Raw genomic sequence first — 20457 nt, forward strand, 5'->3', positions numbered from 1 at the left:
AGAACTCCTCACTATTCGGTACGCCGTCAATCCGGCGCATGCCTTCCATCAAAGTGCATTCGCGTCGCGGGGCAACTCGGGGACGACGGGTGGGTGAGTCCCCGGCACGATTTCCTTCGACCAGGTAAGGAAAAGCGCTTCGACCACGAAGCGACGGCACCCACGGTCGCTCACTCGGGTGGACTTGCCGATCTCTTCACCGATCCATGACTGTAACGAGTTTCCTGGTCGAAGCGATTTATCCGGACTTCGGCCACGGATGGCGACCGAGGGACGCACTCGCTCGCGGTTGGCGCTTTTAGTCCTTTCGTGTTCGTATCCCTGGCGTCAGCCAATGCGGAGACGGCCAAAGGGAGTTCGAACTTCATGCGCAGGACAATTGCCCGAACGGTGACGGGCGTGGCGATCGTGGCCGGCCTCGTGGCCGCATGCGGCTCCGAAGGCGAAAACGGTGCGGCTGGGTCTTCTGGCACGAATGGAACCGCTTCAAGTGCGGCTGGCGCGCCGTCCTCCGGCGCCCCGGCCTCCTCGGGAGCGGGCACCGGCGACGGGGGCCAGGCCGGAGGCGAGGCGGCCCAGAAAGTGACCGCCGCGATCCAGCAGGCGCTTCAGCAGTCACCGATCACCTTCACCACCGAAAGTGCGGAACTGTCCGAAAAGAGTAAAACGGCACTCGGTGAGATCGCCAAGGCCATGCAGGGCAACGACGTCAAGATCGCCGTCGCCACGCACGCGGGTTACCCCGACGCGGAAAAGTCCAAGGCTCTCTCCGAAAAGCGCGCGGAAGCGATCACCGCCGCGCTCGAAGGGGCGGGTGTGGCCAAGGACCGCGTCAAGACCGAGGCGACCGGCAACGAAAAGGCGCAGGGCGACAAGGCGTTGGACACGCAGATCACCGTCGCGCAGTGACCTTCGACGGAAGCGCGGGTGCGGGAAGCGATTCCCCCACCCGCGCGCCGCGTCCCCGCCGTTCCCACTATCTGATCGGCCCGAGCGGCTTTCCGAATTTCGGCGACGAACTCATCGCGGCGACCTGGCTGCGCTATCTGGCACGGACCGAGCCGGAGGCGGACGTCTGGCTCGACACGCACTCACCGGGACCCGCGCAACTGCTGCTGAACGATCTGCATCCGCGCCTTCGCTGCACGGACACCCTGTGGCGGCTGTGCGGCGAGGCGCCGTCGGACGATCCGTGGGAAGTCGCGAACTGGGTCCAGTCGGCGGTGAACGACCCCGGGCTCGCGCCACGCTGGGACGCGGGCATCGATCTGCTCGGCCGGACCGACGTGCTGCACCTGGTCGGCGGCGGCTACCTCAACGCGCTGTGGCCCCGGCACATCGGGCTGCTCGCCGGTGCCGCTGCGGCCGCCCGGCGGTCAGGTGCCCGCACCGCCATGACCGGGCAGGGACTGACGCCGTTCCCGCCCGGCGCCACCGATCTCCTCCGGTCGCTCGCCGACCGTTTCGACGTCGTCGACGTCCGCGACGACCCGTCGGCCGAACTGCTGCCCGGGGTCGTCCGCACATGCGACGACGTCTTCCTGGAGCCGCCCGAGCAGAGACCCGCCGCGCAGGCGCGCGAATTCGTGCTGTGCGTCCAATCCGACATCGGCGCCTTCGAACCGTCCGTGCTGGCCTCCCAGGTGCTGGGTTTGTTGCGGGCTTGGGAAGTCGACCCGGAGCAACTCGCCGTCGTCGAAGGGATTCCCCGTGTCGACCGCGCCGTCCCGGCGCTGCTCGAACACGAACTCGCCGGTGCCGAGTTCCATCCGTTCCGCGACATCTGGCGCCACGGCCTGCCGCTGGCGCCCGGGCAGACCTGGATCTCCAGCCGCTATCACCTGCATCTCGTCGCCGCGGCGGCCGGCGCGGCCGGTCTCGCGTTCAGCGTGTCGCGCGGGTACTACACGACCAAGCACCGCAGCCTGATCGACCTCGGCTCGGGCTGGACGTCGTTCGACGCCGAGGAGGGCGGAACCCCGGACCGCCCGACCGGTACCGGGTTCCCGCCGCACGTACTCCGGCGGTGCCGCGACCTGAAACGCTCGGTCGCGACGGCGGTGTACGGACACCAGGTGGCCGAGGAGGTCCGGCCCGCGACGCGGCGCCTCGCCCTGCGCTCGTGGCGAACCCGGTCGAGCTAACCGGATCACGCGTGATTGGAGCCGGAACTCGCGTGATTCCGGGCGGAACTCGCGTGATTGGAGGCGCATCACCCGCGAGGCGAGAGTTCCGCCTCCAATCACGCGAGTTCGGTCCTCGATCACGCGAGTTCCGTCTCTGGTCACGTGCTGAGTGACGGGACCGCCTCGGCGGCCGGGGCGGCCTCGGCCGACCGGGCCACCGGTGTCCGCGCCACGTCCGGTTTCACCAGGCTCCAGGCCACCACCACGGCCAGGTTCACGCCGAGCGACACCAGACCCGCGTTGAACCCGCCGAACGTCGCACCGGTGACGTACAGGGCGATCGCGGTGAGCACCCCGGCGACCATCCCGGCGGCGACCGCGGCCGTCCGCACCCGGCGCACGAAGAGGATCGCGAGCCAGCCGGGGACGACCTGGGCCAGGAGGTTGTACGTCAGGTTCAGGATCGTGAGCATCAACGTCGACGCGACGAGGGTCAGTACCGCCGCCAGCACCAGGAAACTCGCCACCGCGACCACCGTCCAGCGCCGTTGCGCCGCAGCAGGGACATTCGGCGCGAGGTTGCGGCAGACCATGCCGCCGATGGTGAGCGCGGTCGCCGCGAGCACCAGCACACCGGAGAGCGCCGCCCCGGCGGCGACGAGTCCCAGCAGCCAGTCGGGCAGTAAACCCTTGGCGGTCACCATGAACACCGTGTTCGGGTTCTCCAGATCCGGATGCGCGCGCACGCCGTAGTAGGCGGCCAGCACCAGGAACGGGTAGATCAGCATGTACATCGGCATCCACACGGTCGAGCTCTTCACCGCGCGTTCGGACCGGGCCGGGAACACATACGCGCCACCGAAACCGAGGTAGAACACGATGCTCTGGAAGAGGATCGTCGTCATCGCGAAGGTCAGTTCCGAGCCGCCCATGGTGGTCTGCGCCGCGCTGAGCACCTCGGGCCCGCTGACCTTCGCGGTGCCGCCGGCGGCGATCACGACCGCCACCCCGACGAGCACCACGCCGAGCAGCATGAAGAAATCCTTGAGGATCGAGACGAACGCGGGCGACCGCACGCCGGAGACGGCGATGTAGACGAACGCCACGATGCCCGCCAGCACCACGCTCTGCACCGGATCCAGCCGCAGCCCCAGATTGCTCAGCACCACCTGGAGCCCGATGAACTGGTACTGCCCCCACGGGACCAGCGCGATCAGCATCGTCACGCAGGTGATCAGCTCCAGCCGCCTGCTGCCGAAATGCCGTCCGAACACGTCGGGCACGGTCATCGCGTCGTACCGTTTCGCCGCCCGCCATACCAGCGGGGCCAGGAAATAGCCCAGCGAGTACGCGAGCAGGATGTAGCCGAGGAACCAGATCCCGTAGCTCGCGCCGTGCGCGTAGATCCCGCTGGGGAACCCGATCATCGTCCCGATGCTGTACACCTCGCCGACCGCGAGAAAGTACACCAGCCACGCCGGGAAGGACCGGCCGCCGACTAGGAATTCCGAGATTCCGCCGTCGCGTGTGGACCGTCCGGCCCACACCGCGAGCCCGATCGAGCCCGCCATCACCACCGCCACGATCGCGATCAGCATCAGTCGTCCTCCGGGTAGTGGGCGCGGTCGAAGAAACGCCAGCTGATCCACAGGCACAGGGTGGTCAGCGGGCAGCAGCAGAACACCCAGAAGAACAGCACCGGGATGCCCAGCACCGACGCTGTCGAACCGGACAGCATCAGGATTCCCGCCAGCAGGACGACGGCGGGGACGAACAGTCCTATGAGGACACTCGGCCAGCTGCGGATCATCGTCGTGCTCCCGTCGTCTCGCGCCGCCAGACGACCTCGCCGCCGCTGACGGTGGCGTCCACGGTCAGCTCGCGGATCAGGTCGGGGTCGACCGTGGTGGGATCACCGGACAGCACCGCGAGATCGGCGAGTTTCCCGATCTCCAGGCTGCCTTTGACGTCTTCCTCGCCCGCGAGGTAGGCCGCGTCGATCGTGTAGCCGCGCAACGCGGCGTCGACGTCCACGGCCTGTTCGGGGCCGAGTACCTTGCCCTGCCTGGTGATCCGGCGCACCGCGCACCAGATCCCCTCCAGGGGCGGCACCGGGGTCACCGGGGTGTCCGAATGCAGTCCGAAGTGGATTCCTCGTGACCGGGCCGAAACCAGCGGGCTGATCCGGCGCGCCCGCTCGGGCCCGAGGAAGACGTCGCGATGCCGGTCGCCCCAGTAGTAGACGTGCTTGACGAAGAACGACGCGAGGACGTCGTGGGCGGCCATCCGGTCCAGCTGGTCTTCGCGCACCGTCTGGCAGTGCTCGATCCGATGCCGCCTGCCGGTTCCCCGCGGCGAGCCCAGCCGGGAGTAGCCGTCGATGATCGCGTCGATCGCCGCGTCGCCGTTGCCGTGCACGGCGACCTGCCAGCCCGCCGCGTCGAGCGCGGCGATCCGGCGGCCGAGGTCGGCGGGTTCGAGCAGCATCATGCCGTGCTCGTCCGGATCGCAGGTGTAGCCCTCCGCGAGGCAGCCGGTCTTGCCCTGGATCGAACCGTCCGCGACGATCTTCACCCCCGTCATCGCGAACTTGTCGTCCGCCTGGGCTTCCGGCGGTTCCGGGTGGCCTTCGTCGAGGCCGGGCAGGAGACCGTCGAACAGGTAGCCGCGCACCCGGACACGCAGCTTTCCGGCGCGCCGCAGCAGCGCGTACGCCTCCAGTTCCGCGGCTCCGCCGATGAGCCCGATACCGGTGTCGTGCACGGAGGTCACGCCGTTGGCGAGGTACTCCTCGTCCGCCAGGAGGAGCGCTTCGGCCAGTTCGCCCGCGCTCTGCCCGGGCAACCGGGACGTGACGAGGAAGGCCGCGGTCTCGACGAGCACACCGGTCGGCTCCCCGCGGGCGTCGCGCACGATGAGCCCGCCGGGCGGGTCCGGGGTCTCGGCGGTGATCCCGACTTCGCGCAGGGCGAGCGAGTTCGCGGTGCAGAAGTGACCGGAAACATGGGTCAGCACCACGGGATTGCGGCCGGAGACGGGGTCGAGGTCCGCGCGCGTCGGATGACGGCCGTCCGCGAGCAGCGTGTCGTCGTACCGGAAACCCCGGATCCACTCCCCCGGGCCCAGTTCCTTCGCCGCCTGGGCGACGCGTCCGGCGATGTCGGCGATGGTGTCGTTGGGCGGGCTGCCGGCGTCGACCGGCGCGGCCAGCGTCATCCCGAAGAACGCCGGATGGTTGTGGGACTCGACGAAACCGGGGATCACCGTGCGCTCGGCCAGGTCGAGCACGGTGGTCCCCGGGCCGATCAGCCGGGAGATCTCCCGTTCGGAACCCAGCGCGGTGATCCGCCCGCCGCTCGCGGCCAGCGCGCGCACCCGTCTCCCCGCCGCGTCCAAGGTGAGGACGGTGCCACCGAGCGCGACGAAATCGGCTTCTCGAACGAACTCCACCACAGGGACCTCCTGGCGACGTGTCCTGGCTCACGAGGGATCCCCAGACAGTGCGGCACGTCTGGCCGCCTGAACAGGTCCAGAACGCTCCGGTGCGGTGGTACCAGTTACGCGATCAGGTCGCGGCAGGCCTGGCCGAGGAGCCGGATACCGGGGTCTATGTCACGCAAGGGAACGGCCGCGAACCCGATCCGGAAATGGTTCTTCGGCGGATCGTCGCCGACGAAGAAGATGTCACCGGGCTCGATCAGGACGCCGTCGCGCTCGGCGCGCTCGATCAGCGCCCGGCAGTCCAACTCGGGCGGCCCGGTCATCCAGAGGCTGACGCCGCCCGGCGGGTACGCCGTCTGCGTCCACGGCAGGTGTTCGGTGACCGCTGCGCAGGTCGCCTCCCATTTCCGCATCAGTTTCGTGCGGTATCGCCGCAGCGAGCGGTGGTACTCGCCGCTGTCGATCAGCAACGCCAGCGCCCGCTGGAGGTGACCGGGCGGATGCCGCAGCACGTACCGCCGGATCTCCCGCAGCTCCCGCACCAGTTCACGCGGCCCGACCAGGTACCCGAGCCGCAGGCCCGGCGAGAGGAACTTGGAGAAGGTGCCGAGGTAGATCGCGTCACCGGTGCCGTCGAGCGCCTTGAGCGCGGGCGTCGGGCTGCCGTGGTACCGGAATTCGCTGTCGTAGTCGTCCTCGACGAGCACCGTGCCCGCACTCGCGGCGAGGCTGAGCAGCCGTCGGCGGCGGCCGATGCTCAACGTCGCGTTCGTCGGGTGATGGTGGCTCGGGGTGAGATAGAGCAGGTCGACGCCGTCGAGCGTGTCCGGCGGGCGCAGGCCGCTCTGATCGACGTCGACGCCGCGCAGCCCGGCGCCGGTGCGCAGGAAGATGTGCCGGGCGTCGAGGTATCCCGGGTTCTCCATCGCCACGACGCTGTCCGGCCCGAGCAGCGCGCGGCCGAGCAGGTCGAGGCCCTGCTGCGAGCCGACGGTGATCAGCACCTCCGACGGGTCGGCCTCGATCCCCCGCGCGGTGAGCAGCTGACGGCAGATCAGGTCGACCAGCATCGGGTCGTCGGAGCCGACGCTGTCCTGCAGGCTCGGGAACACGTGCGGCCGGTACAGCGCGTCACGCAGGCAGCGGGTCCACGACCGCGCCGGGAACGCGGTGACGTCCACCTGCCCGGCGAGGAACGGGTACGGGTAGGTGTGCCAGTCCGGGCGTTTCTCGATATGCGGCACCCCGGCGTCCGGGTACCGGCGCACCCGCGCGCTCCAGTCGATGGCCGGGCTGGTGCCACGCTCCTGCACCGCGCAATGTGGCCGCATCTCCGCGTTGATGAACAGCCCGCTGCGCTCCCGGCTCTCCACGAACCCCTCGGCGACCAGCTCCTGGTAGGCGAGGTTGATGGTGTTGCGGGAAACGCCGAGTTCTGCGGCCAGCTCACGCGAACTCGGCAGCCGGTGCGCCGGGTCGAACGTGCCGATCGCGATGCCGTGCTCGATGGCACGCCGCACCTGCCGGTAGAGCGGCTCGGCGGACGTCCGGTCGATTTCGATCAACGTTCGCGGCAACGGCACCTCCCTTCCGGCGACGGGCCGGGATCTGAACCTAGCTCCCGATCCCGGCCCGCACCACCTAGCCGAGCACGTCGTCGAGGCCCGCCGAAGCGATTCCGAGTGCCTCTCCGACCGGCGCGGACGTCAGCCTGCCGTCCACCGTGCTGACCCCGCCGCGCAGCTCCGGGCACCGCGCGACGGCGCCGGACAGACCGTGGTTCGCCAGCTCCAGCGCGTAGGGAAGCGTGACGTTCGTCAGCGCGTAGGTCGAGGTGTGCGGAACGGCGCCGGGCATGTTGGCGACGCAGTAGAACACCGAGTTGTGCACCTGGAACGTCGGCTCGGCATGCGTCGTCGGTCGCGTGTCCTCGAAACAGCCACCCTGGTCGACGGAGATGTCGACGAGCACGCTGCCCGGCTTCATCCGGGACACGAGATCGTTCGACACCAGGCTCGGCGCCTTGGCACCGGGCACGAGCACCGCGCCGATCACGAGGTCGGCTTCGAGCACGGCCTCTTCGATCGAGTACGCGTTGGCCGCGGCGGTGCGGATCCGGCCCTGGTACATCCGGTCGGCGGCACGGAGCTTGTCGACGTTCTTGTCGAACAGGACGACGTCGGCCCAGGTCCCCGCCGCGCCGGCGACCGCGTTCATACCCGCGACACCGGCTCCGAGTACGACCACCCGGGCCGGGGCAACCCCGGAGACGCCGCCGATGAGCACACCCCGCCCGCCGTTGGCACGCATCAGCGTCTGCGCGCCGACCTGCGGCGCCAGCCGCCCGGCGACCTCGCTCATCGGGAACAGCAGGGGCAGCGATCCGTTCGGCAGCTGCACCGTCTCGTACGCCACCGACGTCGTGCCCGCGTCCAGCAGCGCCCGCGTGCACGGCTCGCTCGCGGCGAGGTGGAGGTAGGTGAACAGCAGCTGATCGCGGCGCAGGCGGTGGTACTCCTCGGCGATCGGCTCCTTGACCTTGAGCACGAGGTCTCCGGTCGCCCAGACGTCGTCGGCGCTGTCGAGCACCTTCGCACCGGCGGCGGCGTAGTCCTCGTCGCGCACGGAGGACCCTTCCCCCGCTCCGCGCTCGACGAACACCTCGTGCCCGGCCGAAGTGAACTCGTGTACGCCCGCGGGCGTCACCGCGACCCGGTACTCGTGGTTCTTGACTTCACGAGGGACACCGATCTTCATCTCACGCTCCCGTCTGTTCCAAAGGCAGTGACGCTGAGCGTGCGGCACGGCTGGAACGGCCAGAAGTGCCAGAACCCGCGCGTTCGACGGGTCCAGTTCGCGACACACCCCTGACCGCAGCCCCGCAGAGCCTGGGCCGAAGGGGACTTTCCCCGCATTCGACGCGACGAAAGCCACCTTCACACCACAAGGCATCCTTCGCCGCTCATAGCGCTGGGCTATGACGTCTTCGCCAGACGACGGCTACCGCCACGCCGAGACCGGATCCACAATGGACTCGTGGGAACCCTGGCCATGACCTCGCTCGCGGCGGCGGCCGGGGTGGTCGCCCAGCGCCTTTCCGGGATGGGGCTTTCCCTGCTGTGCGTACCGTTCCTGGCGCTGGCCCTGGGCCCGCTCGACGCCGTCCGGCTCACCCTGCTGCTCGGCTTCCCGGTCTATCTCGCGGTCGCGATCACCCATTGGCGGGCGATCAGATGGACCCAGGTCGCGTGGCTGACGGTGCCCGCGGTGCTGTTCACGCCGATCGTCGCGCTCGTGGTCCGCGGTGTCCCCGCGCGGCCGCTGCTGCTCGCCGCGGGCGGCTGCTGCGTCCTCGCCGTCGGCGTGCTGGCGAGCGGCATCACCAGCAGACGGCTGGCCGGCCGGACAGGCGCCGTCGGCGCGGGCGTGCTGAGCGCCGCGATGAACTCCGTCGCCGGGCTCTCGGGTCCCGCCGTGGCGGTGTACGGGGCGAGCGCGGGCTGGGGCGCGGACGAGACACGCGGGACGCTGTCGATCTACTTCTTCCTCCTCGGCCTGGTCGCGTTGCCCAGCCTCGGCTGGGTGGAGGTGCCCGTGAGCGTGCTCCTCGCGGTCGCTCTCGCCGCACTCGCGGGCGATCTTCTGGGGCGGGCGCTCAGCCGCCGGGTCGGTGAACGGTCCGTCCGCTGGTCCGTTCTCCTGCTTTCGGCGGCGGGCGGTGCGCTGACGCTGGCGCATGCGGCCTGAGAACCGCCGGTAATACGATGGCCGGTGATGACACCGCCGGACCGCCCCGAATGGCGATCGCGTGCGTGGCTGGTCGCCTCCGCGGTGCTGGTCGTGGCCGCGATCGCGCTGCTGGCCGTCGGCGCGAACGGGCCCGGCGCGGTCGTCGTGCCGATTCTCGTGGTGGCCACGGCCATCGGCGTGACGACATGGACGCTGATCCGCGCTCGCAAGCGGCGCCTCGACTACGAAGCCCGCCTCACCGGTTGGGCGGCGGAGCACGCCACGCAGCATGAGCGGCTCCGGATCGCCCGGGAACTCCACGACATCGTTTCCCACGGCCTCGGGGTGATCACGTTGCGAGCCAGTGCGGCGCGGCGGGTCCAAGGGGAAGTCCGGGAAGCGGAGCGCGAACAGGCACTCGCCGACATCGAGCGGACGAGCCGGGACGCGGTCACCGAACTCCGGCGCATGCTGGCCGTGCTTCGCGACCCTGACGAGCGCGGCGCCCCGTTGCGGCCCGTGCTGAACCTGTCGGATCTTCCCGCCATCGTCGAGGCCGCTCGTCCGCTGGGCATCGAGCCGCGACTGGACGTCGGCGAGCTCGGGGACGTTTCCCCTGGGGTACAAGCGACTGTGTGCGAAATCGTCCGTGAAGCCGTCGCGAACACCGCGCGCTACGCCGGACCGACGATCGCTCGCGTCGACGTACAGCGCGACGGTGACACGATCGTCGTGACCGTCGAGGACGACGGGCCACGAAGTGCCTGGTCCCCCGCCCCGGGTGCCGGTCACGGCCTGGCCGGACTTCGAGAACGAACCGAGGTGCTCGGCGGCGACCTGCACGCGGCACCGTCCGGGACCGGATTCCGGCTCATCGCGCGACTACCGGACGGAGCACGCCCGTGACCGGACAGCCACCGATCAGGGTCCTGCTCGCCGACGACCAGCGGCTGCTGCGGCATAGCCTGGCGATCATCATCGACGCCACCCCGGACCTGGTCGTCGTCGGACAGGCCGAAGACGGGACGCAGGCGGTGGAACTGGCGCGGCGGCTGCGCCCCGACGTCGTGCTGATGGACATCCGCATGCCCGGCCAGGACGGGATCTTGGCCACCAAGGAGATCAGCGCCCGCCCCGACCTGGCCGGGACCAGGATCCTCGTGCTGAGCATGTTCGAGCTGGACGAGTACGTCTACGGCGCGCTCCGCGCGGGTGCGAGCGGATTCCTGCTCAAGGACACCGAACCGGACGAGCTCATCACCGCCGTCCGCCGGACGCACAGCGGCGAATCCCTGTTCGCGCCCGCCATTCTCACCCGGCTGATAGCGCACTACGTCACGGCGCCGCCGCACCACAGCCCGCCCCCGCCCGCCGGCCTGACCCAGCGTGAGATCGAGATCCTCACCTACGTCGGCCGCGGGCTGTCCAACACCGAGATCGCCGAGACGCTGACCATCGCCGTCAAGACGGTCAAGACGCATATCAGCCGGCTCCTGAGCAAGCTATCGGCCCGCGACCGCGCCCAGCTGGTGATCACGGCGTACGACCTGGGACTGGTGGCCCCGCGCGCGGTCAAGCGTCCCGCCGGTGGAACGTGATCGCCGAGATCCCCACCGCGACGAGCCCCCAGCCCAGCACGACGGCCGAGCCGCCGAGTGAACGCACGTCGTGGCTCGCGGCGTCCGGGAGGTACTCCGCGAAAGTGGCCCGGTCACGGAGAAGCGGGCCCGCGATGAAGTAGTACCCGAGGAGCCCGGCCACCGCCGGGACACTCCAGCGCACAACCGTCGCGACGGCGGCGGAGAGGATCGTGGTGAGCGCGAGATAGGCGCTCGCTCCCGCCACGTCGGACCACGGTCCGCCGGCCAGCGCGGTCAGGGCGGCCGCCGGGACGGCCACGATCAGAAGAGCGGTCATTTTGGCAAGATGCTGGGTGATCCGGCGCGGCATGGCGGTCAGGGTGCGGTGGATCTGGCCGCCGCCGTACTCCGACGTCACCGCGACGACACCGAGAACGATGAACCCGGCCTGGACGTAGCCGACGGGTGAGACGCCTTGTCGCGAGAACGCGGTCGCGAGGATCGCCGAAACACCCAAGGTGCCGAGCAGGGTGAAGTACGTCGCCGGCAGGCTGAGCAGTTTGAGGATCTCGGCCCGGATCGCCCGGCCGCCCGTCACGCGTCCCTCCTGCGGAAGACCAGGGAACCGGCGGCGAGCAGCGCCGCGACCCAGGCCGTCATCACCAGGCCACCGGTGACCGGCGAGAGCCGGACGGGCAGATCCACCCGCTCGACGAACATCCGGAACCCGGCCAGGTCGGGGAAGAACGCGGCCAGCGGCGTGACTTTCGTGAGCAGGTAAGTGACCGTGACCACCGACGTGTTCAGAATCAGCACGGTGAGCGGCAGGATTCCGTTGCGTGTCAACAAGGTCAGGCCGGACGCGAGCAGGGCGGTCAGCACCCAGTAGAGGACGACTCCCGGCAAGCGCCCGAAATCGCTCACGCCCAGCGCTTCGACGATCGTGAGGGTGATGGCCGAGGAAACCGCCGCCAGCGCCGCGACCACCGTGCTCATCCCCGCCAGCTTCGCGACCAGCAAGCGCCTCCGGGACGACACGACCGTGAGACTCGTGGTGATCTGGCGTCCACCACCGGCGTTCTCCCCTTCGGCGGTGTACTCGCTGCTCACCGCGACGACGCCCAGGATGATCGCGCCCACCACGCCGAACGCGAGTTCCTGGAATCCGAGGTCCACGTTGCCACGACTGACCGCCGCCCTCGCGTTGAGGAACGTCAGGCCGGCCGGGACCAGTACGCCGACCGCGACCGCGGCCCAGACCGACGGCAGCGAGGTGAGTTTGCGCAGTTCTCCGCGATAGACCCTCATCGGACGGCCCCTGTGGTGAGCGCGAAGAACGCGTCCTCCAGGCTTCGGTGCCGACCGACGACCTCGGCGAGTGTTCCCCGCGCGACGATCCTGCCGCCGTCGATGACCACGACGTCGTCGACCGTCTCCGACAGTTCTCCCATGAGGTGGCTCGAAAGCAGGACGGTCCGCCCGGCCGCGGCCCGTTCGCGGAGGAAACCGCGGATCCATCGGATGCCTTCCGGATCGAGACCGTTGACCGGTTCGTCGAGCACCAGTACCTCGGGGTCGCCGAGCAATGCCGCCGCCAGTGCCAGCCGTCGCCCCATCCCCAGCGAGTAGCCGCGGACGCGTTTGCCCGCGGCGGCGGACAGCCCGACCTCCGCGAGGACCTCGTCCACCCTGCCGCGCGGGATCCCGCCCGCCGCGGCGACCCACTTCAGATGCGCTCGGCCGGTGCGCGAGCGATGCGCGCCCGAGCCGTCGAGTACGGCGCCGACCTTGCGCAGAGGATCCCGCAAGGCGGCGAACGGAACGCCGTCGACCAGCGCGGTTCCCGACGTCGGCCGGTCCAGCCCAAGGAGGATCCGCAGGGTCGACGACTTCCCGGCGCCGTTGGGCCCGAGGAAGCCGGTCACCCTTCCCGGACGGGCTTCGAAACTGACGTCGGACAGGATCGTCGCCGATCCTCGTCGCTTGGTGAGCCGGTCGAACTTGAGCATCAGGACTTCTTCCCGTCGAGCGCGAACACGTCGCTCGCCAGTCCATCCCAACGGGATACGCCTTCGCGTCGGACCGAGGACCGATCCTGGCCGGTGTCCCTGGGCCCTGGGTCCTACGGCCGTACTCGATCGCTGATTCGTTGCGTGATCAGAACCGCGATTCACGTGATTGAAGCCGCTATTCGCGTGATTGAAGGCGTAACTCGCCCGCACCGACGTGTCCCGCCTCCAATCACGTGAGTTACGCCCTCAATCACGCGAGTGCGGCTTCTGATCACGCGAGTTCCGGCTTCACCCCGCTCAGAGCAGCTTGCGCAACGCCTCCCGCAAAGCGGCAAGAGCGGCTTCGGGCTCATCCCAGAAGATCATGTGCCCCGCCTTCGGGATCTCGACGAACTCGGCCGACGGATTGCGCTCGGCCGCTTCCGCCGCACCGGCGGCCGTGACGACCGGGCTCGCGCCGCCGTACAGGAAGTACGTCGACGCGGGCACCTTCGGCCAGTCGTCGAAGAAGTCCTCGGATTCGAACCCGCCGTGCGTGGCGACGATCGCGTCGCGGGAGCACGAAGACAGCCAGCGGGCGCGCAGTTCCTGCTCCCGACGCGGCCATCGCGGCCACGATCGGGCCACCTCGTCGGCATCGGTCCCCCGGCGCGCTTGGTCGAGTTGCCCGAGGAAGGCGTCGAGTGTGGTCGGATACGGTGCCCGCCCGGGGCCGCTCAGCGGCGGGTCGGCGAGCACCGTGCCCCGGAACGGCCGGGTGGTGGCGGCACGGGCTGCGATCCGTGCGCCCATAGAGTGTCCGAAAAGGATCGGATCGCGCAGCCCGAGTCCGTCCACGACCGCATCGACGTCCGCGGCGTAGCTCGCCAAGTCGTACTCCGCGGCGTCATCGGACAGCCCGCGGCCGCGGACGTCGAGCACGATCGGCCGCACGAGGTCGGTGAGTTCCCGTGCCACGAAGTCCATCGTGACCGCCGGGCTGGTGATCCCCGGCAGCACGAGCACCGGGATACCATCGGAGGGACCGTAGTCGAGCACGTGCAGCCGCACTGAACCCGACGTCACCCACCGGCTGGTCGCCGGAACGTCGCCGAGATCCGCCAACGCGGGTTGCCCGAGTGTGCGGCGATCCAGATCCGCGAGATACGTCAGGGCATCGTCGAGTCCGACGACGTCCGCGTATTTCGCTTGCAGGTCGAACAAAGCGGCGTCGTGGGGCCCGGCAGCGCGGTCACCGCAGGCTTCCCGGACGACGAGCGTGTCGAAACCGGACTGGACGGCGTCGACGGCGGTCGCACGGACACATCCCGAAGTCGTCGCACCGCAGACGACGACGGTGTCCGTGCCCAGACTCGTGAGGAGCGCGGCCAGCGAAGTCCCGTGGAACGCCGACGCGCCCTTCTTCAGGATGAGATGGTCGCCCTCCCGCTGTTCGAGCCTCGGGTCGAGGGCGACCACTTCACTTCCTTCACAAAGCGCCCGCATCCCGGGCGCTTTCCGGAGCCACGCCACGGCGTCGCCGTCCGCCTCGGCGGGTGTGTAACTGATCGCGGTGTAGATCACCGGCACACCCTGTCGCCGTGCTTCGGCGACGAGGGCGGTGGTCGCGGTGACTTCGGCGGTGAGGTCGGCGCCGGACGGGAACGCGGGCTCGGTGAAGCCCCGCGTCAGGTCGACCACGACCAGCGCCGGACGCGATCCGCGCGGCACGCTCGCCCCGAAACCGGCCCGGTCGTACACGCTGTCGAGGCTTTCATCGACGGCCACGCTGCAACTCCTTGATCAGTTTGTCCTGGGTGCGGATCCGGCCCAGCAGCCAGCCCTGGAACAGCCCGAGGGCCGCGGCGGCCGCGATCACGCCGTAGCGTTTGACGCCCTCCGGAAGCACCATGGCGAGACCGTCGACGGCCTCCGGCACCGGCGCGGGAGCGGCGCTCGTGGCCGCGACGGGCCCCGCTCGCAGCTGGTCGGCGAGATTGCGGGCGAACTGGTCGAGCAGCCGGGTGGAGACGGCGCCGATCGCGCCCTTGCCGAACTGGGCGAGCTTGCCGCGGATCGACAGATCGGTGCGCAGTTCGATGGTGGCGCCGCCGGGTGCCTCGCGCACGGTCAGCGTCACGTCGGCCTCGGCGTCGCCGTTGCCGTGGGCGTCCGCTCCCCTGGCCACCAGCCGCAGGCTGCGGTCGGCCTCGGTGACGTCGGTGAACCGCACGGTGCCGGAGTAGGCGGCGGTGATCGGGCCGACCTTGACCTTCACGCGGCCGAGATAGGCGTCGTCCTGCCGTCCGTCGAGGGTCGCGCCGGGCAGACAGCCCGCCACCCGCTCGACGTCGTTGATCAAGGCGAAGACCTCGTCGGGTCCGGCCGGTACGGACAGCTGGTTCTCCAGGATCACGCTGTCGCCTCCTTCTCCTTGGCGTGGCATCGACGGGTCGCGGTCGCCTCGATCGCGTCCACGATCGTCTGATAACCGGTGCAGCGGCACAGATTCGCCGACACGGCCTCGCGGATCTCCTCACGGCCGGCGTCGGGCCGCTGAGCCAGAAAACCCTCAGCCAGCATGAGGAATCCGGGGGTGCAGAAGCCGCATTGCAGGCCGTGGTGCTCGCTGAAAGACCGCTGCAGATCGGAAAGTTCGCCGTCGCGTCCCAGCGATTCGACCGTGCGGATCTCGGCCGACTCCGCCTGCACGGCGAACATCAGGCACGCCCGCACCGGTTCGCCGTCGACGAGGACGGTGCAGGCGCCGCACACCCCGTGCTCGCAGCCGACGTGGGTGCCGGTGAGCCCGAGGTCGTGCCGCAGCACGTCGAGCAGGGTCTTGCGCGGCTCGACGAGGGCCTCGTGCGGCTCGCCGTTGACGTTCAGGACGATCAGGTGCCGGTCGCTCATGACAGAACGCTCATTTCCTTGTGGACCCCCGCGTCGAGCGCGGCGAGCACGGTCTGCGGATGCACCGGGGTCACGTCGAGTTCGACCCCCGTGTGGCGCAACGCGTCGTTGATCGCGTTCAGCACCGCGGCGGGCGCGCCGATGGTGCCGCCCTCCCCCGCCCCCTTCGCACCGTTTTCCGTGAACGCGCAAGGGGTTTCGAGATGGGTGACGGTGATGTCGGGGATCTCCGTCGCGGTCGGGACCAGGTAGTCGATGAAGCTCGCGGCCGACGGTTCCCCGTTGCCCGCGTAGGTGATCTCCTCGAACAGGGCGCCGGCGATGCCCTGCGCGATCCCGCCCCGGCACTGGCCGTCGACGACCTGCGGGTGGATCACCACCCCGCAGTCCTCCACGCACGCGTAGCGCAGGATCTTGATCTGGCCGGTGCCCGGATCGGCCTCGACGACCACGGCGTGCGTGGCGTTCGAGAAGGTGCCGTCGCCGGGTACGTCGAAGCTCGCCGTGGCCGTCAGCGTCGGCTCGACGTCCTTGGGCAGCAGGTGACTGCGCAGGTACGCCACATCGGCGATCTCCTCGAAGGACGCGCGGCGCTCCGGATCGTCGATCTGGACGACGCCGCCGTCACCGTCGAGGCGGACGTTGTCGGGACTCGTCTCGAGCAGATGGGCGGCGATCCTGCACAGCAGTTCGCCGAGTTTCCCGGCCGCGAGGGACACCGCCGAGCCACCGATCGTCACCGAGCGGGAGGCGAAAGTGCCCCAGCCGTAGGCGATGCGCTCGGTGTCGCCCTGACGCAGTTTGACCTGGTCGAGGTGCAGCCCCAGCCGGTCGGCCACGATCTGCGCCAGCGTCGTCTCGTGCGACTGACCGTGGTTCATGGTCCCGCTGGTGACCACGACGGAGCCGGTCGTGTCCATCCGGATCTCGGAGATGTCGAAACCGGGGACCACCGCCATCTTCCGTTTGGCGAAGGCGCCCGAGCCGTATCCGGTCCGCTCGGAGAAACAGCAGTAGCCGATGCCGATGTGCCTGCCTTCGGCCGCCGCACGGTCCCGGATCTCGTACCAGCCCTCGTCCCGGATCGCCGCCTCGGCGAGCTCGAGCGATTCACGGTAGGTGCCGGGGTCGTAGGTGATGGCGTTGACGCCGGTGTACGGGAACTGCGTGATCACGTTCCGCCGCCGGATCTCGACCGGATCGAGGCCGAGTTCCCTGGCGGCGCGTTCCATGATCCGTTCGATCGCCATCACGTACTGCGGACGGCTGACTCCGCGATAGGGCGCCGTCGGTGCCTTGTTGCTCGCGATGGCGCGGGCACGGACGCGGTACTCGGGCACCTGGTACACGCTCGGCATCTCGGCCGACGCCATCAGCGGCTCGATGCCGGCCGTGAACGGGTAGCAGGAGTAGGCGCCCATGTCGCAGACGACGTCGACGTCCAGCGCGGTGATCCGCCCGTCCTCGTCGAACGCCGCCAGCGTGCGGTAACGCTGTTCCCTGGCAAGGAATCCCGCCGTGAGCGCCTCACGCCGGTCTTCGATCCATTTCAACGGCCGGTTCAGCCGCCGCGCCGCCGCCGCGACCGCGATCTCCTCGCGGCCGACGACGCATTTCTGGCCGAAGCCGCCGCCCATGTCCGGGACGGTGACCCGCACGGTGCGTTCGGGGACCCGCAGCGAACGGGCCATCGCCGTGCGCACCTGATGCGGCACCTGCGTGCACATCTGGACGAGCAACTGGTCGTCGTGGTCGTCCCAGGACGCCACGACTCCCCGTGTTTCGAGCGGGAGCGCGTTCTGCCGCCCGCTCTTCGTGACGACCTCGACCACCCGGCCGCCGCCCGCGCGGGCCGCTTCGAACGCCGCGTCGACACCAGGCGTGTCGAACATCGACACGTCGACCAGCACGTTGCCGGGCACCTCGTCGTGCACGAGCGGAGCGCCCTCGGCGAACGCCGACTCCTCCGACACGATCGCCCCGAGCGGCTCGTAGTCCACCACCGCGGCCTCGACACCGTCCTCGGCGCTGTACGGATCCCGAGCGACGACCAGCGCCACCGGTTCGCCGGTGAACCGCACCTTCTCCCTGGCCAGGATCGGCATCGCGGTCGGCGAGAACTCCTCCGGCGGACGGTCGAGCAACGCGACGATGTCACCGAGTGCCAGGTCTTCCGCCGTATACGCGGCGACGACACCATCGACCGCCAGAGTCGCCGAAAGGTCGATCCCGGCCAGCTTGCCGTGCGCGACCGTCGAACGGACGAAGGCCGCGTGCAGCATGCCGGGCAGCTGGATGTCGTCGACGAACCGGCCGCGGCCGGTGAGCAGGCGGGGATCCTCACGCCGGGGCACCGACGCGCCGACCCAGCGGCCCTGGCGCCCGTCGAACCGTGCGGTCATCGCGTTTCTCCTTTCTCCCACGCCTCGTGCAGCGCCTGGGTGACGAGCGTTCGCGCCAGCCGTCGGCGGTAGGCAGCGCTGCCCGCCGCGTCGTCGGGCGGATCGATCGCCGCCGCGGCGGCCGCACCGCACGCGGCGAACAGCTCCGGACCGGGAACGCCGCCGTCGAGCAGTGCCTCGGCCTCGGGCACCCGGACGGGCGCGGGGGCCACGCCGCCGAGCACGACCCGGCCCCCGTGCTCCGCGTCGATGCTCACCGCGGCGTCGACGATCGCGAAATCGCCGTGGCGGCGTGCGAATTCGGTCACCGCGGCCCGCGGCGACGGCCTGGTGAAACGCACCGCCGTCACGACCTCGTCCGGTTCGACGGCCGTGGTGTAGAAGCCGTGGAACATCTCCGCGGCCGGGATCTCCCTGGGACCGCGCGGGCCTTCGGCGACGATCACCGCGTCGAGCAGCAGGGCGAGCAGGCACCATTCCGCGGTCGCGTCACCGTGGACGATGCTGCCCGCCACCGTGCCGCGGGAGCGGATCGGCAGGTGCCCCACCCACCGCATCGCACGGGAGAGCACGTCGAAATCCGGTCCCAGCTCGGAGACCTCCACCGCCCGATGGGTGACCAGCGCGCCGATGGTGAGGCCGGCCCCGTCACGCCGGACGGAGTTCAGCGCCGGGTCCCGGCGCAACGGTCCCAGATCCACCAGCGCCGTCGGACGGGCGAGCCGGAAGTTCATCATCGGCATCAGGCTCTGGCCGCCGGCGATGAGTTTCGGGTCCTCGCCCGCCGCGGCGAGCTCGCCGAGCAGGCCGACGGCGTCGGTGACGTCGTGGGCCCGGTGGTACCGGAACGCGGCGGGCTTCACAGAGCCGTCCTGGTTTCGGCGGATGGCTCGGCCGGGTCGACGATCCGGTCGAGTTCGCGGCCGCGGGTCTCCGGCGCGCCCGTCATCATGAACAAGACCGCGGCCACCACGAGCACCCCCAGCACCGCGAAGGTGAGGGGCAACCCGAGCACCGGCCACAGCACGCTGCCGAACAGCAGGGGCGCGAAACCGGTGATCGCCCGGCTCGACGACGACGCCCAGCCGAATCCCGAAGCCCGCAGTTCCGTCGGGTAGAGCTCGGAGACGTAGGCGTACATCACCGGGATGACCACCAGCGCGAACAGGCCGAACGCGCCGATCGCCACGACCGCCGCGGCAGGCGTGTCGAGCAGCAGGGAGAACACCACGAGCGACAGCGCGGTGAGCGGACCGGCGACCATGATGATCCGCTTGCGGCCGACCTTGTCGACCAGGAGCACGGCCACCGCGACACCCACGATGCCGGTCGCGTTCATGAGCGCGGTCGAGGCGAAGGCGGCGATCTCGCCGAATCCCTGCGCCCGCAGGATGGACGGCATCCAGCTGAGCGCGGCGTAGTAGACCAGCATGACACTGATGAACAGCGACCACGCCACCGCCGTGATCCTCGGGTTGAACGCCCACACCCGGCGCAGCTGGTCGAACGCGGCCGCGACCGCGCCGCCCCGGGTGTCCTCGACCACCGCGGGCGGGATCGAGTACGGCTCCGGAGTCGCTCCCGTGCGGCGCACGAGGTCGTCGATCACCGCCCGTGCCTCCGCCTCGCGGCCCTTGCGCACCAGGTACAGCGGTGATTCCGGGACACCACGCCGCACCCAGAACAGCAGCAGCGCGGGCAGGATCATCAAGACCAGCATCCAGCGCCAGTTCCCCTCGACCGGGAGCAGGAGCGTCGCGCTGACGGCGGCCAGTGTGGTCCCGATCGGCCACCAGCCGTCCATCGCGGACAGGACCCGGCCTCGATGCTTGCGCGGGGAGAACTCGCTGACGATCGCGTAGTCGACCGGGATGCAGCCGCCCAGTCCGATCCCCGCCAGGAAACGCAGGGCGAGGAACGTCTCCACGTTCGGCGCGAGCGCGCCCAGCACGGAGAACAGCGCGAACAGCAGCAGCGTGATGCTGAACGCCTTCTTCCGGCCGATCCGGTCGGCGATCGTGCCCCAGGCGACCGCGCCCACGGCCATGCCGATCAGGTTCGCGGTGGCCACCAGGCCCTTGCCGCCGGCGGACAACCCGAATTCCGTCCCGACCAGCGGGGTGAGGAATCCGTTCAACGCGACGTCCCAGGCATCGAACATGTAGCCCAGCCCGCCGATGAGGAAGATCTTTCCCTGAACGCTCCAACGCCAGGGCAGGTCCTGGACGATCTGATCACCAGTACGCATGAACCACTCCGATGCGATTGCCGGCCA

At 69.9% G+C, this 20457-nt stretch carries 19 protein-coding genes; 5 read left to right on the forward strand and 14 right to left on the reverse strand.

Annotated elements, in window-relative coordinates; translation table 11 throughout:
• Window positions 1-309: 309 nt before the first annotated feature.
• Window positions 310-909, forward strand: a complete 600-nt coding sequence (locus AORI_RS64750) for an OmpA family protein (RefSeq protein WP_228688168.1) — start codon at window positions 310-312, stop codon at window positions 907-909.
• Entirely contained in the window at window positions 906-2144 is a 1239-nt protein-coding gene (locus AORI_RS64755; RefSeq protein ID WP_016335088.1) for a polysaccharide pyruvyl transferase family protein, read from the forward strand. Before AORI_RS64750 ends, AORI_RS64755 begins: the two co-directional genes overlap by 4 nt.
• 140 nt (window positions 2145-2284) lie before the next feature.
• Here AORI_RS64755 and AORI_RS64760 read toward each other — a convergent pair whose 3' ends face one another.
• From AORI_RS64760 to ald, 5 genes are all read right to left on the reverse strand, one after another.
• A complete protein-coding gene (locus AORI_RS64760; protein ID WP_016335089.1) occupies window positions 2285-3724 on the reverse strand; it encodes a sodium:solute symporter family protein in 1440 nt (479 codons plus the stop codon).
• Complete coding sequence (locus AORI_RS64765; RefSeq protein WP_016335090.1) at window positions 3724-3936, reverse strand: DUF3311 domain-containing protein; 213 nt, start codon at window positions 3934-3936, stop codon at window positions 3724-3726. Before AORI_RS64765 ends, AORI_RS64760 begins: the two co-directional genes overlap by 1 nt.
• On the reverse strand, window positions 3933-5579 hold the full coding sequence (locus AORI_RS64770; protein WP_043848193.1) for an amidohydrolase: 1647 nt from the start codon (window positions 5577-5579) through the stop codon (window positions 3933-3935). Before AORI_RS64770 ends, AORI_RS64765 begins: the two co-directional genes overlap by 4 nt.
• 104 nt (window positions 5580-5683) lie before the next feature.
• The gene (gene pdxR / locus AORI_RS64775; protein ID WP_016335092.1) at window positions 5684-7144 is read right to left on the reverse strand and encodes a MocR-like pyridoxine biosynthesis transcription factor PdxR; all 1461 of its coding nucleotides are present in this window, start codon (window positions 7142-7144) and stop codon (window positions 5684-5686) included.
• A 64-nt stretch (window positions 7145-7208) separates the two neighbouring features.
• On the reverse strand, window positions 7209-8324 hold the full coding sequence (ald, locus tag AORI_RS64780) for an alanine dehydrogenase (RefSeq protein WP_016335093.1): 1116 nt from the start codon (window positions 8322-8324) through the stop codon (window positions 7209-7211).
• 279 nt (window positions 8325-8603) lie between these two features.
• Between ald and AORI_RS64785 the strand changes: the two genes are divergently transcribed.
• Genes AORI_RS64785 through AORI_RS64795 form a run of 3 tightly spaced genes read left to right on the forward strand, consistent with a single transcriptional unit; the run spans window position 8604 to window position 10894 of the window.
• The gene (locus AORI_RS64785) at window positions 8604-9314 is read left to right on the forward strand and encodes a TSUP family transporter (RefSeq protein WP_228688169.1); all 711 of its coding nucleotides are present in this window, start codon (window positions 8604-8606) and stop codon (window positions 9312-9314) included.
• A 27-nt stretch (window positions 9315-9341) separates the two neighbouring features.
• On the forward strand, window positions 9342-10202 hold the full coding sequence (locus AORI_RS64790; RefSeq protein WP_043848194.1) for a sensor histidine kinase: 861 nt from the start codon (window positions 9342-9344) through the stop codon (window positions 10200-10202).
• A complete protein-coding gene (locus AORI_RS64795) occupies window positions 10199-10894 on the forward strand; it encodes a response regulator (RefSeq protein WP_016335096.1) in 696 nt (231 codons plus the stop codon). Before AORI_RS64790 ends, AORI_RS64795 begins: the two co-directional genes overlap by 4 nt.
• Here AORI_RS64795 and AORI_RS64800 read toward each other — a convergent pair.
• From AORI_RS64800 to AORI_RS64840, 9 genes are all read right to left on the reverse strand, one after another.
• Complete coding sequence (locus tag AORI_RS64800; protein ID WP_016335097.1) at window positions 10869-11474, reverse strand: hypothetical protein; 606 nt, start codon at window positions 11472-11474, stop codon at window positions 10869-10871. The genes AORI_RS64795 and AORI_RS64800 overlap by 26 nt on opposite strands.
• Complete coding sequence (locus tag AORI_RS64805) at window positions 11471-12184, reverse strand: hypothetical protein (protein ID WP_016335098.1); 714 nt, start codon at window positions 12182-12184, stop codon at window positions 11471-11473. Before AORI_RS64805 ends, AORI_RS64800 begins: the two co-directional genes overlap by 4 nt.
• Entirely contained in the window at window positions 12181-12885 is a 705-nt protein-coding gene (locus AORI_RS64810; RefSeq protein ID WP_016335099.1) for an ABC transporter ATP-binding protein, read from the reverse strand. Before AORI_RS64810 ends, AORI_RS64805 begins: the two co-directional genes overlap by 4 nt.
• A 300-nt stretch (window positions 12886-13185) precedes the next feature.
• Complete coding sequence (locus AORI_RS84680) at window positions 13186-14655, reverse strand: isochorismatase family protein (protein ID WP_016335100.1); 1470 nt, start codon at window positions 14653-14655, stop codon at window positions 13186-13188.
• Window positions 14642-15283, reverse strand: a complete 642-nt coding sequence (locus AORI_RS64820; RefSeq protein ID WP_016335101.1) for an SRPBCC family protein — start codon at window positions 15281-15283, stop codon at window positions 14642-14644. Before AORI_RS64820 ends, AORI_RS84680 begins: the two co-directional genes overlap by 14 nt.
• The gene (locus AORI_RS64825; RefSeq protein WP_016335102.1) at window positions 15280-15780 is read right to left on the reverse strand and encodes a (2Fe-2S)-binding protein; all 501 of its coding nucleotides are present in this window, start codon (window positions 15778-15780) and stop codon (window positions 15280-15282) included. The genes AORI_RS64820 and AORI_RS64825 overlap by 4 nt, the downstream gene beginning before the upstream one ends.
• Window positions 15777-18182 carry a xanthine dehydrogenase family protein molybdopterin-binding subunit gene (locus AORI_RS64830; RefSeq protein WP_016335103.1) on the reverse strand — a complete coding sequence of 802 codons (2406 nt, stop codon included), beginning with the start codon at window positions 18180-18182 and terminating at the stop codon, window positions 15777-15779. Before AORI_RS64830 ends, AORI_RS64825 begins: the two co-directional genes overlap by 4 nt.
• Window positions 18179-19045 (reverse strand): FAD binding domain-containing protein, encoded by an 867-nt coding sequence (locus AORI_RS64835; protein WP_016335104.1) that lies wholly within the window; start codon window positions 19043-19045, stop codon window positions 18179-18181. The genes AORI_RS64830 and AORI_RS64835 overlap by 4 nt, the downstream gene beginning before the upstream one ends.
• On the reverse strand, window positions 19042-20430 hold the full coding sequence (locus AORI_RS64840; protein WP_016335105.1) for an MFS transporter: 1389 nt from the start codon (window positions 20428-20430) through the stop codon (window positions 19042-19044). Before AORI_RS64840 ends, AORI_RS64835 begins: the two co-directional genes overlap by 4 nt.
• Window positions 20431-20457 lie beyond the last annotated feature (27 nt).

Source organism: Amycolatopsis keratiniphila (genome assembly GCF_000400635.2).
In the GTDB taxonomy this organism is placed as follows: Bacteria; Actinomycetota; Actinomycetes; order Mycobacteriales; family Pseudonocardiaceae; genus Amycolatopsis; species Amycolatopsis keratiniphila.

Excerpts from the sequence above, each read along its gene's own strand:
- AORI_RS64805 (WP_016335098.1), bottom strand. The coding sequence starts at position 12,184 with ATGAGGGTCTATCGCGGAGAACTGCGCAAACTCACCTCGCTGCCGTCG.
- ald (WP_016335093.1), bottom strand. The coding sequence starts at position 8,324 with ATGAAGATCGGTGTCCCTCGTGAAGTCAAGAACCACGAGTACCGGGTC.
- AORI_RS64825 (WP_016335102.1), bottom strand. The coding sequence starts at position 15,780 with ATGAGCGACCGGCACCTGATCGTCCTGAACGTCAACGGCGAGCCGCAC.
- AORI_RS64830 (WP_016335103.1), bottom strand. The coding sequence starts at position 18,182 with ATGACCGCACGGTTCGACGGGCGCCAGGGCCGCTGGGTCGGCGCGTCG.
- AORI_RS64790 (WP_043848194.1), top strand. The coding sequence starts at position 9,342 with ATGACACCGCCGGACCGCCCCGAATGGCGATCGCGTGCGTGGCTGGTC.
- AORI_RS64840 (WP_016335105.1), bottom strand. The coding sequence starts at position 20,430 with ATGCGTACTGGTGATCAGATCGTCCAGGACCTGCCCTGGCGTTGGAGC.
- AORI_RS64810 (WP_016335099.1), bottom strand. The coding sequence starts at position 12,885 with ATGCTCAAGTTCGACCGGCTCACCAAGCGACGAGGATCGGCGACGATC.
- AORI_RS64765 (WP_016335090.1), bottom strand. The coding sequence starts at position 3,936 with ATGATCCGCAGCTGGCCGAGTGTCCTCATAGGACTGTTCGTCCCCGCC.
- AORI_RS64760 (WP_016335089.1), bottom strand. The coding sequence starts at position 3,724 with ATGCTGATCGCGATCGTGGCGGTGGTGATGGCGGGCTCGATCGGGCTC.